The sequence below is a fragment of the Pyxidicoccus sp. MSG2 genome, from assembly GCF_026626705.1.
Classification (GTDB): Bacteria; Myxococcota; Myxococcia; order Myxococcales; family Myxococcaceae; genus Myxococcus.
The window spans coordinates 3,688,089-3,712,486 of the sequence record NZ_JAPNKC010000001.1 but is presented as its reverse complement, the minus strand read 5'-3'; the positions used below and the strand labels follow the sequence as shown (position 1 = coordinate 3,712,486).

At 71.5% G+C, this 24,398-nt stretch carries 16 protein-coding genes; 5 read left to right on the top strand and 11 right to left on the bottom strand.

Annotated features, from left to right (window positions below):
* Positions 1-9 precede the first annotated feature (9 nt).
* Complete coding sequence (locus tag OV427_RS14025) at positions 10-1,470, bottom strand: TolC family protein (RefSeq protein ID WP_267856602.1); 1,461 nt, start codon at positions 1,468-1,470, stop codon at positions 10-12.
* Positions 1,467-1,823 carry a heavy metal-binding domain-containing protein gene (locus OV427_RS14020; RefSeq protein WP_267856601.1) on the bottom strand — a complete coding sequence of 119 codons (357 nt, stop codon included), beginning with the start codon at positions 1,821-1,823 and terminating at the stop codon, positions 1,467-1,469. Before OV427_RS14020 ends, OV427_RS14025 begins: the two co-directional genes overlap by 4 nt.
* A gap of 403 nt (positions 1,824-2,226) precedes the next feature.
* Between OV427_RS14020 and OV427_RS14015 the strand changes: the two genes are divergently transcribed.
* A complete protein-coding gene (locus OV427_RS14015; RefSeq protein ID WP_267856600.1) occupies positions 2,227-3,117 on the top strand; it encodes a hypothetical protein in 891 nt (296 codons plus the stop codon).
* A 94-nt stretch (positions 3,118-3,211) separates the two neighbouring features.
* On the opposite strand, the gene OV427_RS14010 is transcribed toward OV427_RS14015, so the two are convergent.
* From OV427_RS14010 to OV427_RS13975, 8 genes are all read right to left on the bottom strand, one after another.
* Positions 3,212-6,346 carry an efflux RND transporter permease subunit gene (locus OV427_RS14010; protein ID WP_267856599.1) on the bottom strand — a complete coding sequence of 1,045 codons (3,135 nt, stop codon included), beginning with the start codon at positions 6,344-6,346 and terminating at the stop codon, positions 3,212-3,214.
* Complete coding sequence (locus tag OV427_RS14005) at positions 6,336-7,529, bottom strand: efflux RND transporter periplasmic adaptor subunit (protein WP_267856598.1); 1,194 nt, start codon at positions 7,527-7,529, stop codon at positions 6,336-6,338. Before OV427_RS14005 ends, OV427_RS14010 begins: the two co-directional genes overlap by 11 nt.
* The gene (locus OV427_RS14000) at positions 7,526-8,770 is read right to left on the bottom strand and encodes a TolC family protein (RefSeq protein ID WP_267856597.1); all 1,245 of its coding nucleotides are present in this window, start codon (positions 8,768-8,770) and stop codon (positions 7,526-7,528) included. The genes OV427_RS14005 and OV427_RS14000 overlap by 4 nt, the downstream gene beginning before the upstream one ends.
* A gap of 102 nt (positions 8,771-8,872) precedes the next feature.
* The gene (locus tag OV427_RS13995) at positions 8,873-9,187 is read right to left on the bottom strand and encodes a hypothetical protein (protein WP_267856596.1); all 315 of its coding nucleotides are present in this window, start codon (positions 9,185-9,187) and stop codon (positions 8,873-8,875) included.
* A gap of 113 nt (positions 9,188-9,300) precedes the next feature.
* Positions 9,301-10,587, bottom strand: a complete 1,287-nt coding sequence (locus tag OV427_RS13990; protein WP_267856595.1) for a metal-dependent hydrolase family protein — start codon at positions 10,585-10,587, stop codon at positions 9,301-9,303.
* A gap of 65 nt (positions 10,588-10,652) precedes the next feature.
* Positions 10,653-11,222: a manganese efflux pump MntP family protein gene (locus tag OV427_RS13985; RefSeq protein WP_267856594.1), complete on the bottom strand. Its 570-nt coding sequence runs from the start codon at positions 11,220-11,222 to the stop codon at positions 10,653-10,655.
* 71 nt (positions 11,223-11,293) lie between these two features.
* Entirely contained in the window at positions 11,294-12,154 is an 861-nt protein-coding gene (locus OV427_RS13980) for an N-acetylmuramoyl-L-alanine amidase (protein ID WP_267856593.1), read from the bottom strand.
* 128 nt (positions 12,155-12,282) lie between these two features.
* Complete coding sequence (locus OV427_RS13975; RefSeq protein WP_267856592.1) at positions 12,283-13,245, bottom strand: PLP-dependent cysteine synthase family protein; 963 nt, start codon at positions 13,243-13,245, stop codon at positions 12,283-12,285.
* A gap of 164 nt (positions 13,246-13,409) precedes the next feature.
* Here OV427_RS13975 and OV427_RS13970 point away from each other — a divergent pair, with 164 nt between their 5' ends.
* Entirely contained in the window at positions 13,410-14,870 is a 1,461-nt protein-coding gene (locus OV427_RS13970; RefSeq protein ID WP_267856591.1) for a sensor histidine kinase, read from the top strand.
* Between the two features lie 66 nt (positions 14,871-14,936).
* Positions 14,937-15,530, top strand: coding sequence for a DUF2378 family protein (locus OV427_RS13965; RefSeq protein ID WP_267856590.1), 594 nt, complete (start codon positions 14,937-14,939; stop codon positions 15,528-15,530).
* An 85-nt stretch (positions 15,531-15,615) separates the two neighbouring features.
* On the opposite strand, the gene OV427_RS13960 is transcribed toward OV427_RS13965, so the two are convergent.
* Positions 15,616-17,103, bottom strand: a complete 1,488-nt coding sequence (locus OV427_RS13960; RefSeq protein ID WP_267856589.1) for a PAS domain-containing protein — start codon at positions 17,101-17,103, stop codon at positions 15,616-15,618.
* Positions 17,104-17,355: 252 nt separating this feature from the next.
* Between OV427_RS13960 and OV427_RS13955 the strand changes: the two genes are divergently transcribed.
* Entirely contained in the window at positions 17,356-21,699 is a 4,344-nt protein-coding gene (locus OV427_RS13955) for a DEAD/DEAH box helicase (protein WP_267856588.1), read from the top strand.
* Positions 21,700-21,771: 72 nt separating this feature from the next.
* Positions 21,772-24,342, top strand: a complete 2,571-nt coding sequence (locus tag OV427_RS13950) for a S8 family peptidase (RefSeq protein WP_267856587.1) — start codon at positions 21,772-21,774, stop codon at positions 24,340-24,342.
* Positions 24,343-24,398: the final 56 nt, after the last annotated feature.

The window sequence follows — 24,398 nt, the reverse complement described above, 5'->3', positions numbered from 1 at the left end:
TGTCCGTGGTCAGTGTTGTCCGTGCTCATGGGGAGTCTCCGTGCCGCCGTCACGCGGCTGTCCGTGCTCGGGCTGTGAGGGTTGTGCCGCCTGTCCTGGGGCCGGGGGCTGCGAGCTCGCGCCACCGGGCAGCCGTCCACCGACGAGCCGCTCCAGCTCCGCGCGTGCCATCCAGTAGTCACGGACGGCTTCGATATAGGAACGGTATGCCTCCACCTGCTCTCGCTTCGCGGTGAGCAGTTGATAGAGGCCCAGTTGCATGCCGTTGTATTGGAGCTGTGACTGCTCGACGACCTTTTCGCGCAGGGGCAGCACGACCTGCCGGTAGCGCTCGGCCACCATGCGCAGCGACAGCAGCCGTGCGCGCGCGGCGCGGACCTCGGAGCGGGCGTTGACGGACAGCTCCACGAGGCGCTGCTCACCCTGCCGATGCTGGGCCTCCAGCCGGGCGATGAGGGCCTGCCGCTGGTCGAAGATGGGCAGCTCCAGCGACAGGGTGGGCCCGAAGAGCCGGGGCCCGTTCGCGTCGCGGTGCGTGTGGACGCCCACCTCCACGCTCCCGAAGTAGCGCGTGCTCCGTGCCAGCTCCAGCGCATTCCACAGCAGCGACGCCTGCTTCCGCGCTGCGTCGATGTCCAGCCGCTGCCGGATGGCGAGCGACTCCAGCCGCTCCAGGGGCGCTTCCTCGGAAGGCGGCGCCGGGAGCATTTCGGCGACCTTCCACTGCGTGCGGGGCCCCCAGAGTCCGAGCAGGCGGTTGAGGTGCTCCCGGTCCTCCACCAGCGACAGCTCCTCCTGCGCCAGGACGAGGCGGGCCTCCTCCGCGCCGGCCTGCTCGATGGCCCGCTCCAGCTCGGTGATGTTGCCCGCTTCGCGCTGACGGGCGGCCAGGTCTGATGTGGACTCCGCCGCCTCCAGCACCTTGCGGCGCAGCTCCACGAGCTGCTGGCGTGCCTGCAGCTCGCTGAAGGCCTTGCGCACCTCGGCCGCGGTGCTCAGCGCTTCATGCGCCACGCGCAGGGTGTCGGCGATGAATTGCTCCTGGGCCACGCGCTTGCGCAGCGGCAGCGTGAACAGGTCCACGAACTCCTGCACCAGCGAGAACTCGTGCTCGGGGACGCCGAATCCGGAGATGGGGAAGCCGATGCTCCCGCTGAGGGTGGGATTGCTGAGCAGTCCGGCCTGCACCATGTCGGCCTGCGACACCCCGAGGTCCTCGTAGGTGGACTGGAGCGAGGGGTTGTTGAGCAGCGCCACCTCCACCGCGCGGTCCGGGGTGAGGTCTTCCTTCAAGAGCGCGTCGAGGTGGCGCTGCACCTCGGCGTCCTCGGGAGTGCCCTGGTTCCAGCGCGTCTTGCGGCCCAGCCGCTCCTCGACGAGCGCGGCGACCTCGGCATGGCCTCGCTCCTTCTGGATGGATGCACAGCCGCTCGCGAGCAGCGTCAGCCAGATGAGTCCACCTGCTCTCACGGATGGGCTCCGTGGTCATGTCCGGAGGGGGGCTGCCCCGCGTCCGTGGCGCCGCCAGCCCCGGGCTGCTCCGGCACCAGCTTCATGCCGCACTTGGAGCAGGTGCCGGGCTTGTCGGAGCGCACCTCCGGGTGCATCACGCACGTGTAGAGGGTGGCGGTGCCCGCCTGGCCCCGTGACGGAGCCGCGGGCTCGGAAGCGACAGGCGCCGCGAGCGCGCTCGGGAGCGAGGCAGGCGGAGCTTCGGGCGCATCGGGGCTCGACGGGTCCAGGGCAGACGGTGGCCTGCGCGGCTCGGAAGCACAGGCGGCGAGCGTGAGCAGGCTCGTGAGAACACAGATGATTCGGCGCATGGCAGGCCTCGAGAGGTGACGGTGGTCCAGGACCGAAGCTCCATTGAGCAAGCCGCGCGCCACGAAGCCCGCCGCTGCAACCGCGTGAATCAACGAGCTGCCGAAGCGGAACGGCCGACGACGGACGAGTGCCATGTGTAACCGGGGTCATCACACTGTGACTGCATGCGTTGCGGCCGGGTGTTCACCCGCTCACGAGACGCGCTTCCCCGGCGTGCATGTCGAACGGTGCTCTCGTCGCGACGTGCATGGCCCGTCGCACGAGGGGGAGGGCGAGTTGGACCCATGGTGGTGCGAGGGAAAAGTGGGCCGGTCTCACGACTGCTTCACGGACGACTGGTAGCGTTTGCCGCACCCCGTCCCCCGCTCGGGGTATTCCCTCGCAATCCTCCCCGGAGTCTTCATGTTGCTCGCTGTCCGCACGGCGCTCGTTGCCTCGGTCGCCGTCATCCTGCTGTCCGCTTCGCAAGCCCAGGCCACCAACTACACGCTGTGGATCCACGGGAAGAACTCCGGCGGAACGCAGCCCGGCAACTACGCCGACTTCTCCAACTGGGGCCCCAGCTCCACCGCGGCCGGTGTGAACAAGAAGGCCGTCAACTGGGATGGGCGGCAGAAGATTGGCGGTCAGAACTACCGCGTGCGCGACGCGCTGGACTGCTTCTGCACTGGAACGAACTGGTGCTACATCGCCGTGCACAGCGCGGGTGACTTGCAGATTGGCTACGCGCTGTCTCTGTACGGCGGCTCGGCGCGCTACAAGAAGAACGCGGTCCCCAACTCCAGCGGCGTGTGCGGCAACACGGACGGCACCACGCAGGTGGGCTGGAACATCAAGTGGGTGAACGTGGCGTCCGGCGCCGGCGGCGGCAGCGAATTGGCGGACAAGGGTGAGTGGGCCACCAGCGACGCCATCGTAGGCGACCTGGTCACCACGACGGCGCGCGCCATGTACAACCACAACACCACGCGCAACATCTGGTTCTACATGTTCGCCGGTGCCAAGGGCACGCTGTACTCGGGGCTGCTCCCGGGCCAGGACGACGAGGCCGTCTCGTACCACACGACGGGCGGCGTCGCGGGCAGCGCGGGCGGCGCGTACTGCAACCCGTCCGACTGGTTCTGCAATGACTTGACGCTGGGCTCCGGCCCCTGTGAGGAGAACCACGCCAAGTGGAGCTACCACACCGTGTCGTTCCGCGATGACGCCGAGGCCTTCAGCCACGGCGCCAACGGCAACTGGCAGGGCATCGTCAGCAAGGTGCGCGAGGACGTCGTCACCTACGCGAAGTAGCCCGCGTCACTCCGGCACGGGCGTGGAATGAAGCTTCCTTCCACGCCCGTGCGCCCCGGGCCCGGCCCGCCTCACATGCGCTGGAGCTCCGTGCTCACTGCGCCGTCCTTCGCGCCGCCAGCCGTTGGCCCACGCGCTCGCGCAGCCCGTGGACGAAGGCGTAGAAGGTGGGCAGCACCAGCAGGGTGAAGAGGGTGGATGTGACGAGCCCGCCCACCATCACCACCGCGAGGGGCCGCTCCACCTCCGTGCCGTGCAGCGGCAGCACCAGCAGGGGCAGCAGTCCGAGGATGGCGGTGCTCGCCGTCATCAGCTTGGGCCGCACGCGACTGATGCTCGCCTCGCGCAGGGCGTCGGCGAAGGGCCGGCCCCGCTCCACCAGCAGCTTCGTCTGCGCCACCAGCACCAGTCCGTTCTGCACGGCGATGCCGAACAGGCCGATGAGCCCCACCAGGCTGGACACGTTCCACGTCTCCCCGGCGATGAGCAACGCAATGATTCCGCCCACGAAGGCGTCCGGCAGCGTGGCGAGGATGACGAGCGCCTCCGACAGCGAGCCCAGCGCAAGGTAGAGCAGGATGGCCACCGCCATCAGCGCCACCGCGATGGCCACCATCAACGATTGCGCCGCGCGCTCCTGGCTCTCCACCTTGCCGCCCACGTCGACGAAGTAGCCCGTGGGCAGCTTCAGCTCCTCCGCCAGTCGCTCGCGCACCTCGGCCGCGGTGCTGCCCAGGTCCCGCCCGGAGACCCCTGCCTCCACGGCGATGCGCCGGCTGCCCGCCTCGCGGCGGATGCTGCCCGCGCCGAACGTCTCCTCAATCCGCGCGAGCTGGCTCAGCGGAATGCGCGTGCCGTCATGCCCATCCACGAGGAGGCTCCGGATGGCGGTGGCGTCCCCGCGCCGGTGGTCCGCCAGTCGCAGCACCAGGTCATAGCGCCGCTGTCCCTTCCAGATTTGAGAGGACTCCTGTCCCACCAGCCCCACGCGCACCGCGCGGATGACGTCTCCGGGCGTGAGGCCCACGCGGGCCACTGCGGCGCGATTCACGGTGATGCGGAGCTGTGGCAGTCCGCTGAGCTGCTCCGCGCGCAGGTCCTCCACGCCGTCCACCTTCGCCATGATGGCGCGGGTCCGCTCGGCCAGTCCGGAGAGCACCTCCAGGTCCGGCCCGAAGATGCGCACGGAGAGGTCGGCGGGGCTGCCGCCCAGGCCCTCGTCGATGCGCATGCCCAGCGGCGTGGTGAAGAGGGTGGTGACACCGGGCACCTTCTCCACCGCCTCGCGCATGTCCGCCTCCAGCTTCTCCAGCGAGCGCCCCCGGTCCGGCTTGAGCACCACGAGCACGTCGGAGAGCGTGTGTGGCATCGGGTCCTCCGTGCGCTCGGCGCGACCGGTGCGGCGCACCACGTCGTCCACCTCGGGGAACTCCAGCAGCACGTCCTCGACCAGGTGGTTGAGCCGGTCCACCTCCTCCAGCGAAGCCTCCGCGGGGAGCACCGTCTGCAACAGCAGCGCGCCCTCGTCGAGCCGGGGCATGAAGTCGCTGCCCACGGCGAAGGCCAGTCCCAGCGCCGGCACGGTGATGGCGAGCGCCACCAGCCGCACCAGTCCCGCCCGGCGCATGCAGCGCTCCAGCAGCGGTGCGTAGAAGGCCTTCACCTTGCGCACCAGCCACACGTCCTCCGGCGTGTCCGGCCGGGGCGCGCGGAGGAACAATCCCGAGGCCACCGGCACCAGCGTGAGGGCCAGCCCGAGTGACGCCGCGAGGCACGCCACCACGGCCGCCGCGAGCGGCTGGTACATGCGCCCTTCAATCCCCGTCATCGCGAACAGGGGAATGAAGACGGACACGACGATGAGCGTGGCGAAGGCGATGGGCCGGCCCACCTCCAGCGCGGCCGCGAGCGACTCCTCGCGCTGGGAACGGCGCCCCGCGCCCTCGCGCAAGTCGTGGACGATGTTCTCCGTGACGATGATGGCCGCGTCCACCAGCAGGCCCACGGCGATGGCCAGTCCGCCCAGCGTCATGGTGTTGATGCCGATGCCCGCCGCCTTCAGCAGCACGCCCGCGATTCCCAGGGAGAGGGGCAGGGTGAGCGTGACGATGAGCGCCGCGCGCCAGTCCCCCAGGAGCCCGAAGAGGACGAGCACCACCAGGAACGCGCCGAGCAGGATGGCCCGGCTGACACCTCCCAGCGCGGAGTCCACCAGCACCGACTGGTCATACACGATGCGCAGTTGCACGCCCGGAGGCAGGGCGCGGCTCAGCTCGGTGATGGCGTCGCGCACGCCCGCCGCCACCCGCTCCGTGTCCGCGCCGAACTGCTTGATGACCCGGCAGCTCACCACCTCGCCCTTGAGCCGGTGGGCGATGCCGCGCCGCACGGCGGGGGCCTCGCGGATGTCCGCCACGTCGCCGAGCAGCACGGGTGTCCCGTCGCGCAGGGCCACCACGGTGCCGCTCAGGTCCTCCACCGTCTGCGCGCGGCCCACCGCGCGCACCGTCCACTCCATGGGCCCCTGCACCACGAAGCCGCCGGAGGCGTTGAGGTTGGCACCCTCCAGCGCGTGCTCCACCGCGTCCAGGCTGATGCCGCGCGCCACCATCTGGTCCGGGTCCAGCTGCACCTGGAACTGCCGCAGGTAGCCGCCCAGCCGCTCCACGCCCGCTACGCCGGGGACGGCGAGCAGCCGGTTCTTCACCTCGAACTCGGCCAGGTCGCGCAGCGTCATCAGGTCGGCCGCGCCGGGCTCGGCCTCCAGGGTGAACTCGAAGACCTCGTTGAGTCGGCCCGTGAGGCTGGAGACGAGCGGCGCGTCCGTGCCGGCGGGCAGCTCGGCCTGGGCCTGGGCCACGCGCTCGGCGACGTACTGGCGGCTGCGGAAGTAGTCGGCGTCGGGCTCGAACTCCACCGTCACCTGCGTCACGCCGAGCTGCGAGGTGGAGCGGATGCGGCGCACGTCCGGCAGGCCCGCGAGCGCCACCTCCATGGGGATGGCCACGGCCGTCTCCAGCTCCTCGGCGCCCATGGCCGCGTTCTGCACGATGACGTTGAAGATGGGCGCGGACAGGTCGGGGAACACGTCGCGGCGCAGGCCGTGGAGCGCCACGGCCCCGAAGGCGGAGAGCGCCAGCGCGAGCACCACCGTGAGCCCCGGCCGCGAGAAGGACGCGCGCAGCACGCGGTCCACCACCGAGGCGGAAGCCGGGCCGTCAGTGCGCATGGGGGTCCCCTCCACCGCTCGACTTCTCCACCTCGGCCTTGAGGAGGAACGCGCCCTCCACCACCACCAGCTCTCCGGCCTTCAGCCCGGACAGCACCTCTACGTCGCCGCCGAGCGTGCGGCCGCGCCCCACCTCGCGCCGCTCGAACACGCCCTTCGTGTCCGTGGGGATGAAGGCGACCCAGCCACCCTCCAGCCGCTGGAGCGCCGCCGCCGGGACGGAGGTGATGGTGGCGCCTTCGACGCCCAGGGGGAGGGACGCGGACGCGGACATGCCCGGACGCAGCAGCCCCTCACGGTTGTCCAACTCCAGCCGCACGGGGATGGTGCGCGAGGCCGCGTCCACCCGCTGCCCCACATGGCCCACCTTCGCCATGAGTTCCTGCCCCGGGAAGGCCGCGAAGGTGACGCGCGCCTGGGCGCCGCGCTGGATGCGCACGGCGTCGCGCTCGAAGGCGTGGACGATGAGCCACAGCGAGGACAGGTCGCCCACGCGGAAGAGGGGGCGCGAGGGGTCCGCCATCTGCCCCATCCGCGCGTCCCGCTCGATGACGGTGCCGGACAGCGGCGCGCGCAGCACGAAGCCCGGCGCGCCCTGCCCGCCGCGCAGTTCGTCCTCGCTCGCGCCCAGCGACGTCAGCTCCGCCCGGGCCGAGGCGACCTCCGCGTCGGCGGAAGCCGCCTCCGCTTCCGCGGCCTGCACGTCCTTCTGCGCGACGATGCGCTCGGCGGCGAGGGCGCGCTTGCGCTCCGCGGTCTGCCGCGCGGCGGTGGCGCGGGCCTGGGCCGCCTGGAGCGCGGCGCGGGCCTTGCCCAGCTCGGGGCTGCGCAGCTCCGCGAGCTTGTCGCCCTGCTTCACCTGCTGGCCGGTGGTGGCGAAGACGGTGCCCACGCGCGCGGCGATGGGGGAGGACACTTCCGCGTACGCATCCTCGCTGAACGTCAGCTCGCCCAGGGCGGTGACGCTTTCCCCGCCGGGTCGCTCGCTCACGCGGGCGGTGGTGACGCGCAGGTCGCGCATCATCTCGGCGGCGATGTGGACGCTGGATTCGTCATGGCCCTCGCCGTGAGGCTCGGCACCCTCGACTCCCTCGTGCGCGTGCTCATCCTCGTGCTTCGGGGACTCCGACTTGCAAGCGGTCAGCAGGAGCAGGGCGGCCAGCAACTGGAAGGCGGGCTTCATGGCAGGGCTCCTGTCTCGACGGCGAGCTGCACGCGCGCGAGCGCGGCCTCGAGGAGGCTGTCGACGTAGGCAATGCGGGCTTCGAGCGTGTCGCGGCGGACGAGGAGGAACTCCGCGAGCCCCATCTCCCCCGCCTCGTAGGACCGTGCGGCGAGCGAGGCGTTGTCGGCCAGCAGCGGCAGGGCCTCGCGCTCCAGCAGGTCCACCGCCTCCTGCTGCTTGCGGTGCCGCACGCGCGCGGCCTCCACCTGGGCCTCCCGCGCGGAGCGGGCCGCGTCCAGTACGGTGCGCAGGCGGCGCACGCGGGCCTCGCCCGTCACGCGCGCCTCCTGTCCTCGTGAGAAGAGGGGCAGCGGTACGCCGAGCGTGCCGAGGACGGCGGTCTCATCCACCTCGCGCTGGTAGCGCACGCCCACCTGCACGTCGGGCCAGGCGCCGCTCCGGCCCAGGCGAAGCTCCGCCTCGGCCTGGGCCACTTCGGCCTCCATCGCGACGAGGTCCGGGCGCTCGCTGGTGAGCGGCACCGGCGCGGCGGCGGTGGCCAGGGCCCGCAACTCGCCCCGCACGCCCAGGGGCTTCGCGAGCCCCATTCCCAGCAGCGCGCGCAGCAGGTGGAGGAGGGACGCTTCGTCTCCCTCCGCGCCGACCGCGGCCGCGCGGGCCCGCGCGAGCGCCACGCGCACCACGTTGACGTCCACCACCGGCACGTCTCCCGCCTCGAAGCGGCGCTGCGTGGAGTGCGCCATGCTCGCGGCGGCCTCCTCTGCCTCGCGCGCCAGCTTCAGCCGCTCGCGCGCATGCAGGACGCGGAGGAAGGTGGAGGCCACCTCGCCCAGCACGCGGCGTTCCGCGTCGCGCTGGTTCGCCTGCTCCCGGGACAGCCCGGCGCGCGCGGACTCCCGGCGGGCGCCCTGCTTGCCGCCCAGCTCGAAGGGCTGGACGAGCCCCACGCCCACCTCCAACCCCCGCGTGCCATCGCCGAGGGTACGCGGCCCGGCTTCCACTTCGACGGTGGGGTTGTCACGCAACAGGGGCGCGGCGCCGGCCACGGGGCCCTGGGCTTCGGCGACACGGCCCGTGGCTTCCAGCAACGCGGGAGCGCGCTGGCGGGCCAGGGACAGGACCTCCTCCAGGGTGAGCTCGACGGGAGGGGACTCGGAAGACTGCGCCACGCCGGTGCGAGGCAGGAGCAATGCGGCGGCGAGCCCGAGGGCGGCCGTCGCGAGACGATGGGACAACACGGGGAAGACCTCGCGGAGAGTCGGCGAGCATCCGGCGCGGGCATGCCTCATGGGCACACCCGCCCTGATGGACGCGTGAGAACGCAAGACGACGGACTCGGGCTACGCGAGGACGACTATGGGGACGTGCAGGATGTCGCCCAGGTCGGCGGAGGACGGCGCGTCCTCGTCGTGCGCGAAGCGGGGCGGCCGCTCCACGTGCGGCAGGAGGAAGGGCGCGAAGTCGGCCGCGGCCACGGAGCGCACATGGCCACAGCAGGTGCAGTCGGCGCAGTCGGGAGCGCACTGCCCGCGCTCGTCGTCATCCGCGCAGCGCTGCGCACACACCTCACCCGCCGTACCCGACAGGGTGGGCAGCAGCCCTCCCACGCTCGGGGCGAACAACAGCAGGCTGAGGCAGAGCCAGATGCGCAGCACGGGGCCGTTCCTAGCACGCTTCTGGACGGAACGCGCGAGCGGGCCTCACGGGCGGTGTGAAGGGCAGGGTGGGGGCGCCCGGATGGCCCCCGCCGCACGCGGGGGAGCAGGCGTCATCTCCCCGTGCCGCCGGGGGCGAGGCGGTTCTTGTAGACCTTGCCGTCCTTCACGATGACCAACAGGTGGGTGTCCGGGTCGTCGAACAGCGTGAGGCCCTTCAGCGGGTCGCCATCGAGCACCAGGAGGTCGGCGAGCGCGCCCTCCTCGATGACGCCCAGCTTGCCGGGGTAGGGGTTTCGCGGCCCGGACAGCGCCAGCAGCGCGGCGTTGTCCCCCGTCGCCATCTTCAGCGCCTGCGCGGGCGTGAACCAGCGGGTCAGCTTCGCCAGCTGCGCGCCATGCCGCTCGGTGAGCCTGGGGGTGAAGAGCACGTCGGTGCCGAAGGCCAACCGGACGCCGTGCTTCTTCGCCAGCTGGTATGCCCTGTCCGTTCCTTCGATGATTTGCAACTGCTTCGCCCGCCGGGCCTCGTCCGGCATCGGGATGGCGTCCTCGTCATCGAGGAAGGGCTGCAGGCTCCACCAGACGTCCCGCTCCTTCATCAGCTTCGCCGCGGGCTCGTCCGCCAGTTGCCCGTGGTCGATGCACTTCACTCCCGCCGCGATGGCCTGCTGGATGGCCTTCGACGTGTAGGCGTGCACGGCGACATAGGTGCCCCAGTTCTCCGCGGCCTCGACGGCGGCGCGCAGCTCCGGCTCGGTGTACTGCGTGGCGTCGAGCGGGTCGTGCTCCGAGGAGGCGCCTCCCCCCGCCATCAGCTTGAGCTGGCTGGCGCCCAGCATCAGTTGCTCGCGGGCGCGCAGGCGGACCTCATCCGGGCTGTCGGCGATGGCGGCGGCCCCCACGCGCTCCGTGTAGCTCAGGGTGCCGGAGGCGTCGCGGGGCAGCTCGTTGAGCAGGCGGAAGTCACCGTGTCCCCCCGTCTGGGAGATGAACGCGCCCGACGGGTAGATGCGCGGCCCCGGGATGATGCCCTCGTCGATGGCCCGCTTGAGGCCGAACACCGGGCCACCCAGGTCCCTCACGCTCGTGAAGCCGCGCAGCAGGGTCCGCTCGGCGCTCTTCCCCGCCACCAGGTTCAGGTAGCCGACGTCCGCGGTGACGGCGACGGCCGCGGGCATGGTCGCGAACATCGAGTGCCAGTGCGCGTCGATGAGCCCCGGCATCAGCACGCGGCCCCCACAGTCGATGACCGTCGTCTGGGAGCCGCGCTCCACCGGAATGGGCGCGGTCGAGATCTTCTCGATACGTCCGTCCCTCACCCGGACGTTCGAGGGCTCGGAGAGCCCTCCACCCTTGCCGTCGAAGATGCGGGCGTTCGCGAACTGAAGCATCCCCATGTGCCGCCTCCCAGTGCGAGGCGACGTTGGAACGGGGACTCCCCGCGGGCCATCCGGCCGGAGGCTCAGCCCGCTGTCAGGTGCTCGAACAGTGTCCGGGCGCCCAGGAGGATGAGCACCAGCCCGCCAATGGCGTCCAGCTTGCGTCCGAAGCGGTCTCCAAAGCGCCGGCCGGCCTCCACGCCCGCGAAGGAGAGCACGAAGGTGGTGACGCCGATGAAGGCGGCCGCCAGCAGCGGGCGCACGTCGAGCGTCGGCAGGGTGAGGCCCGCCACCAGGGCGTCGATGCTGGTGGCGATCGCGAGCACCAGCAGCACCCGGAGGCTGAACGGGTTCGCGCGCGGGGCCTCGGCACCCTCCTCATGGGTGAAGGCCTCGTGCAGCATCTTCGCGCCAATGCCGCCCAGCAGCACGAAGGCGAGCCAGTGGTCCCACGCGGCGATGGCGTCCGCGAAGCGCGCGCCCGCGGCCCAGCCGATGAGGGGCATCAGCGCCTGGAAGCCGCCGAAGAAGAGGGCGAGCAGCAGCGCGTCGCGCACCCGCACCCGGGGCGCCGAGAAGCCGCTCGTCATCGCCACGGCCGTGGCATCCATGGACAGGCCGAGCGCCAGCATCACCAGGGGCAGGGAGAGCATGGGCGCTCCCTATCGCATCTGGTGCCGGCCGCCTACCGGACCGCGGCCGGCCCCTGGGGGAGCACCCTGGCTCAGGAGATGCCCTTGCGCAGCCGGTTCCAGTCGAAGTTGGGCGCCGGGTCGTTCTTGCGGCCCTTGGGCACCGCGACGTCGGCGTGGCCGACGATGTTCTTCATCGGCACCTTGTACTCCTGCTTCAGGTAGCCGGTGAGCTGGGTGAGGGCCTTGTACTGGGCTTCGGTGAAGGGCGTCTTGCCGTCGCCGGCGTTGACGATTTCGATGCCGATGGAGCGGCCGTTGATGTCGCTGGGCACGCCGTGCAGCTCGCCCTTGCCCGCGTGCCACGCGCGCTTCTGGTCGTTGACGAGCTGGTAGATCTTCCCGTCACGGTCGACCATGTAGTGCGCGGACACCTCGCTCTTCGGGTTGCGCATCCACGCCAGGTCGCCCGCGCCGTTGTTGGAGGCGGTGTGGTGCAGGACGATGGTGTCGATGTCCTTGCCGCCGCGCTCGTTGTAGTTGGGCGAGGGCGCGCTGACGACGGGCGGCTTCTTGAACGTGCCCGGCGTGGACGGAGGCGGCTTCGTCGGCCCCTCCACGGGCGGCTTGCTCCCGGCCAGCGCCTTCTTCAGCGCCGCGTGCGTCAGGTCCCCGTAGAAGCCGGTGGTGGGCAGCTTCTTGTCGGCCTGGAACTTCTTCACCGCCGCCTCGGTCTTCGGGCCGAAGGTGCCGGGGCCGGTGGAGACCTGGGCCTTGGTCATGTAGCCCAGCTTCACCAGCGCGTCCTGGAGCTGCTTCACCTTGGGGCCCTCATCCCCCTTGCGCAGGCCGGCGGGAGGGGCCGTCACGGTGGCGGCGGCGGTGCGGGTCAGCGCCGCCGACGCGGTACGGGACGTCGTGGCGGTGGAGACGGGGGGGAGGCGGACGCTCATGGGGGGCACTCTCAAATAGTGGGAAAGCTTGCCCCATTATCGAGAGTTGCCTTGGGAAGTTGCGTCATCAAGGAAGGCCGGAGCTTTCACGGCTCTCCATGGGCGCGGCTTCCATGGGGTGGTGCCCTTCAGGCCACGCCGCGGGCGGCGGGCCTGGGCTGGATGAGCTCGGTGGAGAAGTAGCGCTCCATCCGGTCCGGGAACACCGTCACCACCTGGGCGCCGGGGCCCAGCCGCTTCGCGGCCTCGACGGAGGCCGCGTAGTTGAGGCCGGAGGACGGTCCCACCGGGAAGCCGCGGCGGATGAGCGCGCGCGCGGTGCACATGGCCAGCTCGTCCGACACGTCCAGCTCCACGCGCCCCGGCATGTCCGCGTCGCGGTACAGCTTGGAGATGCCGTCCACCACGCCGGGTACGCGGGGGCTGAAGCTGCAGCATTCGATGTCGCAGCCCAGCCCGGCGATGGGCCGCGCCACGAAGGCCGTCACCGGGCAGCCCGCTTCCGCGAAGGCCTGGTACAGCCCCACCACCGTGCCGCCCGTGCCGACGCCGCTCACCACGCCGTGCACCAGCCCGCCCGGTACCTGCGACAGGATTTCCTGCCCCGTCCACACGCGGTGCGCCTCGGCGTTGTCCGGGTTCTCGAACTGGCGCGGGGCAAACGCCTTGCGCTCGCGCGCCAGTTCCTCCGCCCGCGCAATCGCGCCGCGCACGCCCGTCTCGCGCGGCACCAGCACCACGTCGCCGCCGTAGGCGCGGATGGTGAGCAGACGCTCGTCGGTGACGCCCTCCGGCATCACCGCCGTGAAGCGCAGCCCCATCTGCGCGGAGGCCAGCGCCAGGGCGATGCTCGTCGAGCCGCTGGACGCCTCGATGACCTCGCCGCCCGGGCTCAGCTCACCCAGACGCCACGCCTTCTCCAGCATGTACCGGGCGATTCGGTCCTTCGTGGAGCCGCTGGGGTTGAGGAACTCCAGCTTGCACCAGATGGTGGGGCCTTCCTCTTCCAGGCGGACGGGGACGAGCGGCGTGGGGCCGACGGCCTGGAGGAAGCGGCCATCCGCGGGGAGGGGGCGACAGGGAGGACGCATGCGGCCTTCACTACCCCGAAACCGACCCTGGCGGGAGCGTCTCCGAACTATTTGCCGGTTTGATGACCGCCGCCAGCCCGGCTACCCGGGAAGCGGACATTCCCAGGGCGGTAACGCTTGGCGTGCGGTGGGGGGCGCGGATACGAAAGAGTTCCGGCCACCGAATGACTTCCAAGCCCGCCGTCATCCTCAACGTCAACGACGACGTCGCCAGCCGGTACGTGACTTCCCGTGTGCTGGGGCTGGCCGGCTTCCGCGTGGTGGAGGCCGCCGCCGGCCGCGAGGCGCTGGCGCTGGCGGACGAGCACACGGACCTGGTCATCCTCGACGTGCGGCTGCCGGACATCAGCGGGCTGGAGGTGTGCAGGCTGCTGAAGACGGCGCCACGCACCCACAATGTGCTGGTGCTGCACCTGTCCGCGCAGGCCGTGGGGCCGGGCGACCGGGCGCTGGGCCTGGAGCACGGCGCGGATGGCTACCTGGTGGCGCCAGTGGACCCGGAGGAGCTGGTCGCCCAGGTCCACGCCCTGCTGCGGCTGCGCCAGGCGGAGCGCGAGGTCCGCGCGCTGTCGCAGGAAGTCGAGCACCAGCGCCGGCTGCTGGAGCTGGCCATCTCCAGCGCGGCGGACCCCATCGTCCTCTACGACGGCGCCGGGCGCGTGCTCTTCGCCAACCAGGCGCTCTATGCGGCGCGCGGCAGCCATGTCGCGCACGGCCCGGGTTTGACGCTGGCGGAGCTGCGCGCGAAGGACCCCGCGCTGGAGCCCTACCTCCGTCTCGTGGAGGCGTCGCTGGGCACGGGCCAGGTGCAGCGGGGCTCCATCTCCCTGATGTCGGACCGGGGCCCGCGCTCCTTCGACTTCGTCATCTCGCCCGCGGTGGGCCCGGACGGCCGGGTGCTGGCGGTGACGACCTCCCTGCGCGACGTCACCGAGGAGCGCAGCGCGGAGGAGTTCCGCGAGCAGTTCATCGGCATGCTCGGGCATGACCTGCGCAACCCGCTCAACGCCCTGTCCATGTCCGCGCAGCAGCTGCAGCGGCGCGGCGGGCTGGACGAGCGCCAGGCCAACCTCACCGGTCGCATCCTCACCAGCGCGGAGCGGATGGACCGGATGATCCGCCAGCTGCTGGACTTCGCCCGCGCGCGGCTGGGCGGCGGCATCCCCGTGACGCGCGCGCCGTGTGACGTGTTCGACGTGGTGCGCCGCAGTGTGGACGAGCTGCGCGCCAGCCATCCCGGACGCCTGGTGCAGCTCGAGGTGCTGGGCGACGGCCGGGGCGACTGGGACTCGGACCGGCTGGAGCAGGCCGTGGGCAACCTGTTGGCCAACGCGCTGAAGTACAGCCCCGAGGACAGCCTGGTGTCGGTGCACGCGGAGAGCGGTCCGAAGGGCGCGGTGCTGCGCGTGCACAACCAGGGGCCGCCCATTCCCGCCGAGGAGCTGCCGCACGTCTTCAGCGCCTGGCGTCGGGGCCGGAAGTCCCGACCGGAGGGAGGCTCCGCCGGGGGACTGGGGTTGGGGCTCTACATCGCCTCGCAAATCATCCGGGGCCATGGGGGAGCCGTGGACGTCGACTCCAGCGCTCCGGGTGGGACGACCTTCACGGTACGTCTGCCTCGATGATGACAAGCGGACGGATGCGATGCGTTGAGCCTCGCCGCCGGACGGGGTTGTTGCCACCTTTCGGTCATGCCGTCCGAGAAGCTCATCTTCGCCCAGTCCGTGGAAGCCCTCTTCGTGCGCGCCCTGGGCCCGCACCTCACCCGTGAAGGCCGCCAGCGCCTGAAGGCGGTGGGCCTGGACCTGTCGGAGTCGCTGCGTCCGCACTACACGGTGGAGCAGTGGCGGGGCTTTCTCCGGGTGGCCGCGCAGGACGCCTACCCCGCGCTGCCTCCGCACGAGGCGCTCTTCGAGCTGGGCGCGCGCTACCTCCAGGGCTTCCGGCAGACGTCCGTGGGCCGGGCCAGCATGGCGCTCGTCACCCACCTGGGCCCGCGCCGCACGCTGGAGCGGGTGCCCTACAACGTCCGCGCCGGGAACAACTTCAACGAGGTGCGCGTGGAGGAGTCCACGCAGGACTCGGCCACGCTGTGGATGAAGGACGTGACGGCGGACAACCCGTACTTCGCCGCCGGCTTCCTCGCGGAGACGCTGCGGTGCGCGGGCGCGGGGCAGGTGCGGGTGGAGCCCATCGCCTTCGACGGCACCGCCGCCACCTTCCGTCTCACCTGGGCGCGCGGCGCGGCGCGAGCCCCGGTCGCCGTGGTTGGCTCGCGCGGCTGAAGGCCCCGCTCCGCCGGGAGCCTCACTCCGTTGCCACGAGCACCCGCCGGGGCCGTGGCGCGCCACCCGGGCGCGCGCGTGAAGCTCAAGCAGCCTGGATGACGCCGTTGGCGCCGGGCTGCCGGTGGGTGATGTCCGCCAGCACGCCGAGCACTCGGCCGATGCGCCCGTCCTCCGCGCGCGAGCGGGCCCGCAGCGCCTGGCGCCGCACCTGTCCGTCTGTCATCAGCACGCGGTAGTCCAGCACCACCTCGCCGGGGGCCTCGGCGCAGCGGGCCAGCCGCTCGGCCACGCCCAGCCTGTCTTCCGGGTGGATGCGGGACAGGAAGGAGCCCAGCGCCTCCTCCACGGGAAGCTCCGCCTGTCCGAAGAGCGAGGCGGCGTTGCGCTCCCAGTGCAGCAGGCCCTCCGGCAGCCGCAGGTCGAAGAGCGTCAGCGACGCGGCGGACAGCGCCTGGAGCATCCGCGCCTCGTTGCGCCGCAGCGCCTCCTCCATGGCCTTGCGGTCGGTGATGTCGCGGCTGATGCCGAACAGGCCGAACACCGTGCCCGTGTCGTCCTTGAGCACGCCCTTGGTGGACAGCCACACGCGCGACCTGGCGCCGCGCTGCGCTTCCTCGTAGGTGAAGGTATGGCGGAAGGCGAGCACCTCGCGGTCATGCGAGGCGGTGGTGCGTGCCTCGTCCGGCCACAGCTCCGCGTCGGTGTGGCCGAGCACCTCGTCCACCGTCTTGCCCATCAGCCGCGCGCCGGCCGGGTTGATGCGTGTGTACCGGCCCGCCAGGTCCTTCGTGAAGATGGCGTCCGTGCAGCCCTGGAGCACGGCGGTGAAGAGGGCGCTGGTGCGGCGCAGCGAGTCCTCGGTGCGCCGGCGCAGGGTGATGTCCGCCACGTACACCAGCAGCCCGCCCGACGCGGGCACCGCCGTGACGCGGACGTGGAGCTGCGGCGTGGGGAGACACTCCTCGAACTCCACCGTGCGTCCGGTGCTCATCGCGCGCTGCAACTGGCGGCGCAGCGTGGACTCGGGCTCCTCCGCGTACGCGTCCCACGGCACACGGCCCAGCAGCTCGTCCCGGCTCTGGCCGAAGAGCTTCTCCGCGGCGCGGTTGGCGTGGCGCACCCGGAAGCCGCCGTCCAGCGCGAGGAACGCGTCCGGCATGCACTCCACGTAGGCGCTCATCCGCTCCTCGAAGGCCTCCGCGTCCACGACGAAGCGCGCCTCCTCGGTGATGTCCGCCAGCCACACGGCCAGGCGGCCGTCCTCCAGGCGCACCGTGCGGGCCCGCACCTGGCGCGCCGCCTCGCCCTCTCCGTGACTGAAGGCGTGCTCGGTGCGCGCGCCGGTGACGAGGGTGGCCGTCCATGGTGCGAGCATGCCGCCCAGCGCGGGCCGGCTCGCGAGCAGCGGCGGGCCCACCAGTCCGGTGCCCAGCAGCGCCTCCGCGGCGGGGTTGGCATAGTCACAGAGGAAGTCGTCGGGGGCCGCGGCGCCGCCTCCGTGGGGGCGGAGGGCGAGGAAGCCATCCGGGTTGAGCGCTTCGAGCGCGTAGAGGCTGGGAGAGGGGCGCATGGCGGGTGGAGAAGGGCTAGCACGCGAGGTGCAACGACTCCCTCGTACCGCCGCGCCGCGTCGCCGCTCATGGAGAGTAGGTGACACCGCCGCCCGTGCACCCGTTCGCGAGACGACGCGTGTTCAGGGTTTGCCCGATGCATATCGGGGGCCGAGGCACGGGGATGCGGGCCGTACGTAGCGCCCGGGGACACTGGCGGCGCGTTGACGCCGGGCTGCACCTGTGTTCAGTCTGCTCCTAGAGAGGTGCGCATGGCCCCGCAGATCAGCCTCGACTTCGCCGAGCAGTGCGCGGCGCATCCCGCGCTGGCGTCGTTCCATCCCGTGGTGCGTCGCTGGTTCGCCGAGCGGCTGGGCGAGCCCACCCGCCCCCAGGTGGAGGGCTGGCCGCTCATCCAGGCCGGCCAGGACGTGCTCATCGCCGCGCCCACGGGCAGCGGCAAGACGCTCACTGCCTTCCTCGCCGCGCTGGACTCCCTCTTCCGCCTCGCGCTGGAGGGCACGCTGCCGGACGCCACGCAGGTGCTCTACGTGTCGCCGCTCAAGGCGCTGGGCAACGACGTGCAGAAGAACCTCCTCCAGCCGCTGGAGGAGTTGCTTACCCGCGCGCGCGGAGAGGGCTACACGCCCCAGGACCTCCGCGTGCAGGTGAGAAGCGGGGACACACCGGCCTCCGAGCGCGCGCAGATGGTGCGCCGCCCGCCGCACATCCTCATCACCACGCCGGAGTCGCTCTACCTCTACCTCACCGCCGAGCGCGCCCGCGCCACGCTGCGCAAGGTGCGCACCGTCATCGTGGACGAAATCCACGCCCTGGCGCGCGACAAGCGGGGCAGTCACTTCACCCTGTCCATGGAGCGGCTCAAGGCGCTCACGGAGGTGCGGCCGCAGCTCATCGGCCTGTCCGCCACGCAGAAGCCGCTGGACGCCATCTCCGGCTTCCTCACCGGCGCCTCCCACCGCGAGTGCCGGCGCGTGGAGGTGGGCCACCTGCGCCCGTGGGATTTGACGCTGGAGATTCCGGACGCGGAGCTGTCCTCGCTCGCCACGCACGAGATGTGGGGCCAGATCTATGACCGGCTGGTGGAGCTGACGGGGCAGCACCGCACCACGCTCATCTTCGTCAACACGCGGAAGATGGCGGAGCGCGTGGCGCATGACCTGGGCGAGCGGCTCGGTGAAGGCACCGTCGCGGCCCACCACGGCAGCATGTCGCGCGAAATCCGGCTGGCGGCGGAGGAGAAGCTGAAGGCCGGGCAATTGCGCGCCATGGTGGCCACCGCGTCGCTGGAGTTGGGTATCGACGTGGGCAACGTGGACCTGGTGGTGCAGTTGGGCAGCACGCGCGCCATCTCCGTGCTCCTCCAGCGTGTGGGCCGCGCGGGCCACCACAAGGCCGCCATCTCCAAGGGCATCGTCTTCGCGATGACGCGCGACGAGTTGATGGAGTGCGCCGCGCTCCTCAACGCCGTGCACGAGGGCGACCTGGACGCGGTGCGCATTCCGCAGAAGCCGTTGGACGTGCTGGCGCAGCAGATTGTCGCCGCGTGCGCCTGCGAGGAGTGGGACGAGCGCGCCCTCTTCAGTCTCTTCCAGCGCGCGTACCCCTACCGCGACCTCACGTGGGAGGAGTACCAGGGCGTGCTGGAGGTGCTGTCGGAGGGCATCGCCGCCGCGCGGGGCCGGGCCGGCATCCACCTGCACAGGGACCGCGTCAACCAGCGCCTCAAGGGCCGCAGGGGCGTGCGGATTACGGCGCTCACCAACGGCGGCGCCATCCCGGACACCTTCACCTTCAGCGTCACCGCCGAGCCCGAGGGCAAGGTGGTGGGCACGCTGGATGAGGACTTCGCGGTGGAGTCCTCGCCCGGGGACATCTTCCTGCTGGGCAGCACCGCGTGGCGGATTCAACGGGTCATGGGCAGCACGGTGGTGGTGGAGGACGCGAGGGGCGCGCCGCCCAACGTGCCCTTCTGGCGCGGCGAGGCGCCGGGCCGCACCGACGAGCTGTCCTCCCAGGTGGGCCGGCTGCGCCAGGAGTTGCTCGAGCGCGAGGACGCGCAGTCCTTCCTGGAGAAACAGTTGCGCATGCCGCCGCCCGCGGTGGACGCGCTCATGGGCTACCTGCGACTGGGCAAGAAGATGCTCGACGCGGTGCCCAGCCACACCACGATTGTGGCCGAGCGCTTCTTCGACGAGGCGGGTGGCATGCAGCTCATCATCCACGCGCCCTTTGGCAGCCGCATCAACCGCGCGTGGGGTCTGGCGCTGCGCAAGCGCTTCTGCCGCTCGTTCGACTTCGAGTTGCAGGCGGCGGCCACCGAGGACGGCATCCTCCTGTCGCTGGGTGAGCAGCACTCCTTCCCGCTGGCGGACATCTTCGACTTCCTCCATCCGGACCACGTGGAGGAGGTGCTGGTGCAGGCGGTGTTGCAGGCGCCCATCTTCGGTACGCGCTTCCGCTGGGTGGCCACGCGGGCGCTGGCGCTGCACCGGATGATGGGCGGCAAGCGCGTGGCGCCCAACCTCCAGCGCGCGCGCAGCGAGGACCTGCTCGCCGCCGTCTTCCCCGCGCAGGTGGGCTGCCAGGACAACCACGGGGGCGGCGATATTGAACTGCCGGACCACCCGCTGGTGAAGCAGACGATGGACGACTGCCTGCGCGAGGCGATGGACATCGACGGCCTGCGCGAGGTGCTGCGTCGCATGCGCGACGGCCGCATCAAGCTGGAAGCGCGCGACGTGCCGGAGCCGAGCGTCTTCGCGCACGCGATGATTCACAGCCAGCCGTACACCTTCCTCGACGACGCGCCGGCCGAGGAGCGCCGCGTGCGCAACGTGGCCCTGCGCCGCGCCATGCCCGCCGAGGACGCGGCGGCCTTCGGCGCGCTGGACGCGGCGGCCATCGCCACGGTGGTGGAGGACGCCGCGCCGCCCATGCGCGACGAGGACGAGCTGCACGACGCGCTGTTGCAGCTGATTCTCGTCCACGCGCACGAGGTGCCGCGCGGGCTGGAGGTGCCCCTGTTCAAGCAGGGGCGGGTGGCGTGGCTGGAGCTGCCGGCGGGGCGCTTCCTGGTGTCGGCGGAGCGGGGCAACGCGGTGCGCGCGCTCTTCCCGGACGCGGTGACGCAGCCGCCGCTGCCGGTGCTGGAGTACGACCGGCCCGTGGAGCGCGACGCCGCCATCTTCCAGGTGGTGCGCGGGCGCATGGAGATGCTGGGGCCCACCACCGTCGCGGAACTGGCCCGGCTCACCGTGCTCTCCGAGGACGAGGTGAATGTGGCCCTGCACGGCCTGGAGTCCCAGGGCTCCGTGCTGCGCGGCCGCTTCCGCGCGCTGGAGTCCCCGCTCGCTCCGGGCGAGACGCCGCCGCTGGAGTGGTGCGACAGGCGCCTGCTCCAGCGCATCCACCGGATGACGGTGGGCCGGCTGCGCAAGGAAATCGAGCCGCTGAGCGCGCAGGACTTCATGCGCTTCCTCTTCCGGTGGCATCACATGGAGGACGTGGACGCGCTGCGCGGCTCCACCGGTCTGCTCAAGGCGGTGCGCCTGCTGCAAGGCTACGAGGCGCCGGCCTCCGCGTGGGAGCGCTTCCTGCTGCCCGCGCGCATGCGCGGCTACACGCCGGACATGCTGGAGCGGGCCTGCTACGCGGGCGAGGTGGCCTGGGGCCGGCTGACGATGAAGGACGCGAAGCCGCCGCCGGGCCCGCGCCGGGGCGCTCCGGTGGACCCGGAGCCCGCGCCGCCGCCGCGCTCGCGGGCCTCGCCCACGCGCAACGCGCCGCTGACCTTCACCCTGCGCGAGGACCTGGAGTGGATGCTCACCGCGGCGCGCCCGCATGCGGTGCTGGCCGACGGCGACGTGTGGACGCCGCCCGACTTGAGCGTGCCCGCGAAGGACGTGGTGTCGGTGCTGGAGCGCCGGGGCGCGTGCTTCTTCCAGGACCTGGTGTCGCGCGCGCGGCGGCTGCCCGCGGAAATTGAAGACGCGCTGTGGGAGCTGGTGGCGCGCGGGCTGGTGACGGCGGACGCGGTGCAGAACCTGCGCATCCTCCAGAGCCCGGCGCACCGCAAGCGACAGAAGCTGTTGCAGCGCGGCGGCCCGGGACGCTGGAGCCTGCTGGCCCCGGCCGAGCCGAAGCCCCAGGACGAGGTGATGGACCAGCTCGCGCGGCTGTTCCTCCAGCGCTACGGCATCGTCTGGAGGGACCTGGTCATGCGCGAGGCGCTGGCGCCCACGTGGCGCGAGTTGCTCTTCGTCTACCGGCGCATGGAGGCGCGCGGCGAGGTGCGCGGTGGCCGCTTCGTGGCGGGCTTCGTGGGCGAGCAGTTCGCGCTGCCGGAGGCGGTGGACGTGGCGCGCGCGGTGCGCCGTCAGGCTCCGTCGGGCGTGCGGGTGCAGTTGTCCGGCGTGGACCCGCTCAACCTCACCGGCGTGGTGACACCGGGTCCCCGCGTGCCCGCGATGCCGGGAAACGTCGTCACGTATGTGGACGGCGTGCCCCGCGGCGTTGACGAGCTGGAGGACGAGGCCGAGGGCAACGTTGGGGAGGACACGGAGGGCGGAAGCGGCGAGGTGATGGCGAGCTGAGAATCGGTTTTCGCTCGCACGGGCGATGCTAGGCTGCCCCCACTGACCGTTGTTCCGAGGGGGTCTGTCCGAATGCGCCGCCTGCTGTTGCTGGGTCTCCTGTTGCTCACCGCCACCGCCTGCCCGGGCGAGGACGACGATGATGACCGTCCCGACGCGGGCAATCCGAACGCGACTGCCACCATCAAGGGCGAGCTGACGCCGTTCCGCAGCAATGACGAGTCCTCCGAGGGTGGCGTCTCCCGCGTCGTGCACTCGCCGCTGAGCAAGGCCGAGCTGACGAAGCTGAAGGAGAAGCTGCGCGGCATGCACCTGCGCAAGGACGGTCCGGTGGTGACGGACCCGGACCTGCCCATCGTTCCGCCGCCGACGGGTGCGCCGCCGCTGGCGCGCATTCCGCAGACGGACCCCACCATTCCCGGGGACGTCATCCTGCGCTTCGAAGAGGCGGGCCTGTCACCCGAGCACGTGCTGGAGACCGCGAAGCTCTCCGGCTACCGCGCGGTGCACAAGGGCTACGCCAGTGAGTACCTGCACCTGGTGGGCTTCGAGGCGGTCGACGGCCACGCGGTGACGGCTGACGAGACGCGCGGGCTGGTGACGCAGCTCGCGAAGCTGCCGGGTGTTCGCTACGCGGACCGGAACCTCCGCATGTACAAGCTGAAGGTTCCGAACGACAAGGGCTACAGCATCCAGTGGCACTACCCCACCATCAACCTGCCCTCCGCGTGGGACATCGAGTCCGACGCGACGGGCGTGGTGGTGGCGGTCATCGACACCGGCATCGTCCCGCACCCGGACCTGGATAACCGCAGGCTCCCCGGCTACGACATGATTCAGGACTCGGCCAACGCGGGCGATGCCAACGGCCGTGACGCCAACCCGCTGGACGAGGGCGGCGACGAGCCGAGCGGTGGCTCCTCGTGGCACGGCTCGCACGTGGCGGGCACCGTGGCCGCGCAGACGGACAACACCAGCGGCGTGGCGGGCGTGGCGTGGAATGCGCGCATCCTCCCGGTGCGCGCGCTGGGCAAACAGGGTGGCACCAGCTTCGACATCGCCGCGGCGATGACGTGGGCCACGGGCGGCGATGTGACGGGCGTGCCGGCCAACGCCAACCCCGCGAAGGTGGTCAACCTGAGCCTGGGCGGCAGCGCGCCACCGCAGCAGATCTACCAGGAGGCCATCAACGGCGGCATCTTGCGCGGTGCCATCTTCGTCATCGCCGCGGGCAATGAGAACGTGGACGCCACCAACAGCACGCCGTGCAACCAGGACAACATCATCTGCGTGGGCTCCACCGGCTTCTCAGGGCGGCGCAGCAGCTTCTCCAACTTCGGGGCGAAGGTGGACGTCATGGCCTCGGGCGGTGAGATGACCGAGGACCTCAACGGCGACAGCTACCCGGACGGCGTGCTGTCCACCGCGCGGGATGAGAGCAATCAGCCCGCGTACATCTTCCTCCAGGGCACCAGCATGGCCGCGCCGCACGTGGCGGGCGTGGTGGCGCTGATGGCGGCGAAGAGGCCGGGCCTCACGACCACCCTGGCGGAGAGCACGCTGAAGGCCACGGCCACCGCCATCCCCTCGTCGCAGTGCCCGGGTGGGTGTGGCGCGGGCCTCATCAACGCGCGCTCCGCACTGGCCCGTATCGCCGACCTGAATCCGGCCACGACACCGCCGCAGCTCAGCGTCACCACCAACTCGCTCTTCTTCCGGGGCAGCGGCCTGCAGGCGCTCACGGTGAGCAACGTGGGTGGCAACCAGGGCGGTGACCTGACGGTGACGGCCACCGCCACGGGGACGCAGGCCGGAGCGGTGTCGTTCCCCGGCGGCGCGACGGTGCCGGTGCCGGCGTTCGGCTCGTCCACGTTGAACGTGGCGGTGAACACGACGGGGCTGGCGGACGGGGACTACACGGTGACGCTGAACCTCGCGGGCTCCACCCTGTCGGGCCCGGCAGGCACGGCCTCGGTGGCGGTGAAGATCAGCGTCGGGTCCACGCAGGACCTGGACGCCATCGTCGCCTTCGTGTGGCAGGACAGGTCGGGTGAGTGGCAGGCGGCGGAGGAGGCCATCACCTTCGCGCGCGCCGTGGACAACTACGCGTACTCCATCAAGCTGGAGCCGCGCACGTACTACTCGCTGGCCACCATCGATGACGACCAGGACGGTGAGATTTTCGAGGAAGGAGAGCGCACCGGCTTCTGGCGCAACCTGGACTCCTTCGAGCCGCTGGAGCTGGAGGACGACGAGACGCTCAGCGGCGTGAGCTACGACCTGGTGCCGCTGGCGCCCGTGGACGACGACCCGACGCTGGACGTGGGCGGCGCGTGCACGAGCGACGCTTCCTGTCCCGGTGGTACGTGTCTGACGAACTACCCGGGCGGGTACTGCACGCAGGCGTGCTCCACCACGGCGTGCCCGGCGGGCTCCAAGTGCTACACGGTGAATGCCTCGGGCGCGAAGGCGTGTCTGGCCACGTGTACGGAGGAAGTGAGCACGGGGCAGGGGGACTGCCGCACCGACTACCGCTGCTACGGCGACGGGACGGGCGTGGGCGCGTGCCAGCCGAGCTGCCTCGCCCCAAGCATTGACTGTGCTTCGGGCCTGACGTGCAGGTCGGACGGCTTCTGCCGCTGAAGCGTTGCTTCGTGGAGCTCCCGGTCCGCAGTGGCCGGGGGCTCGCTACTCGGGAG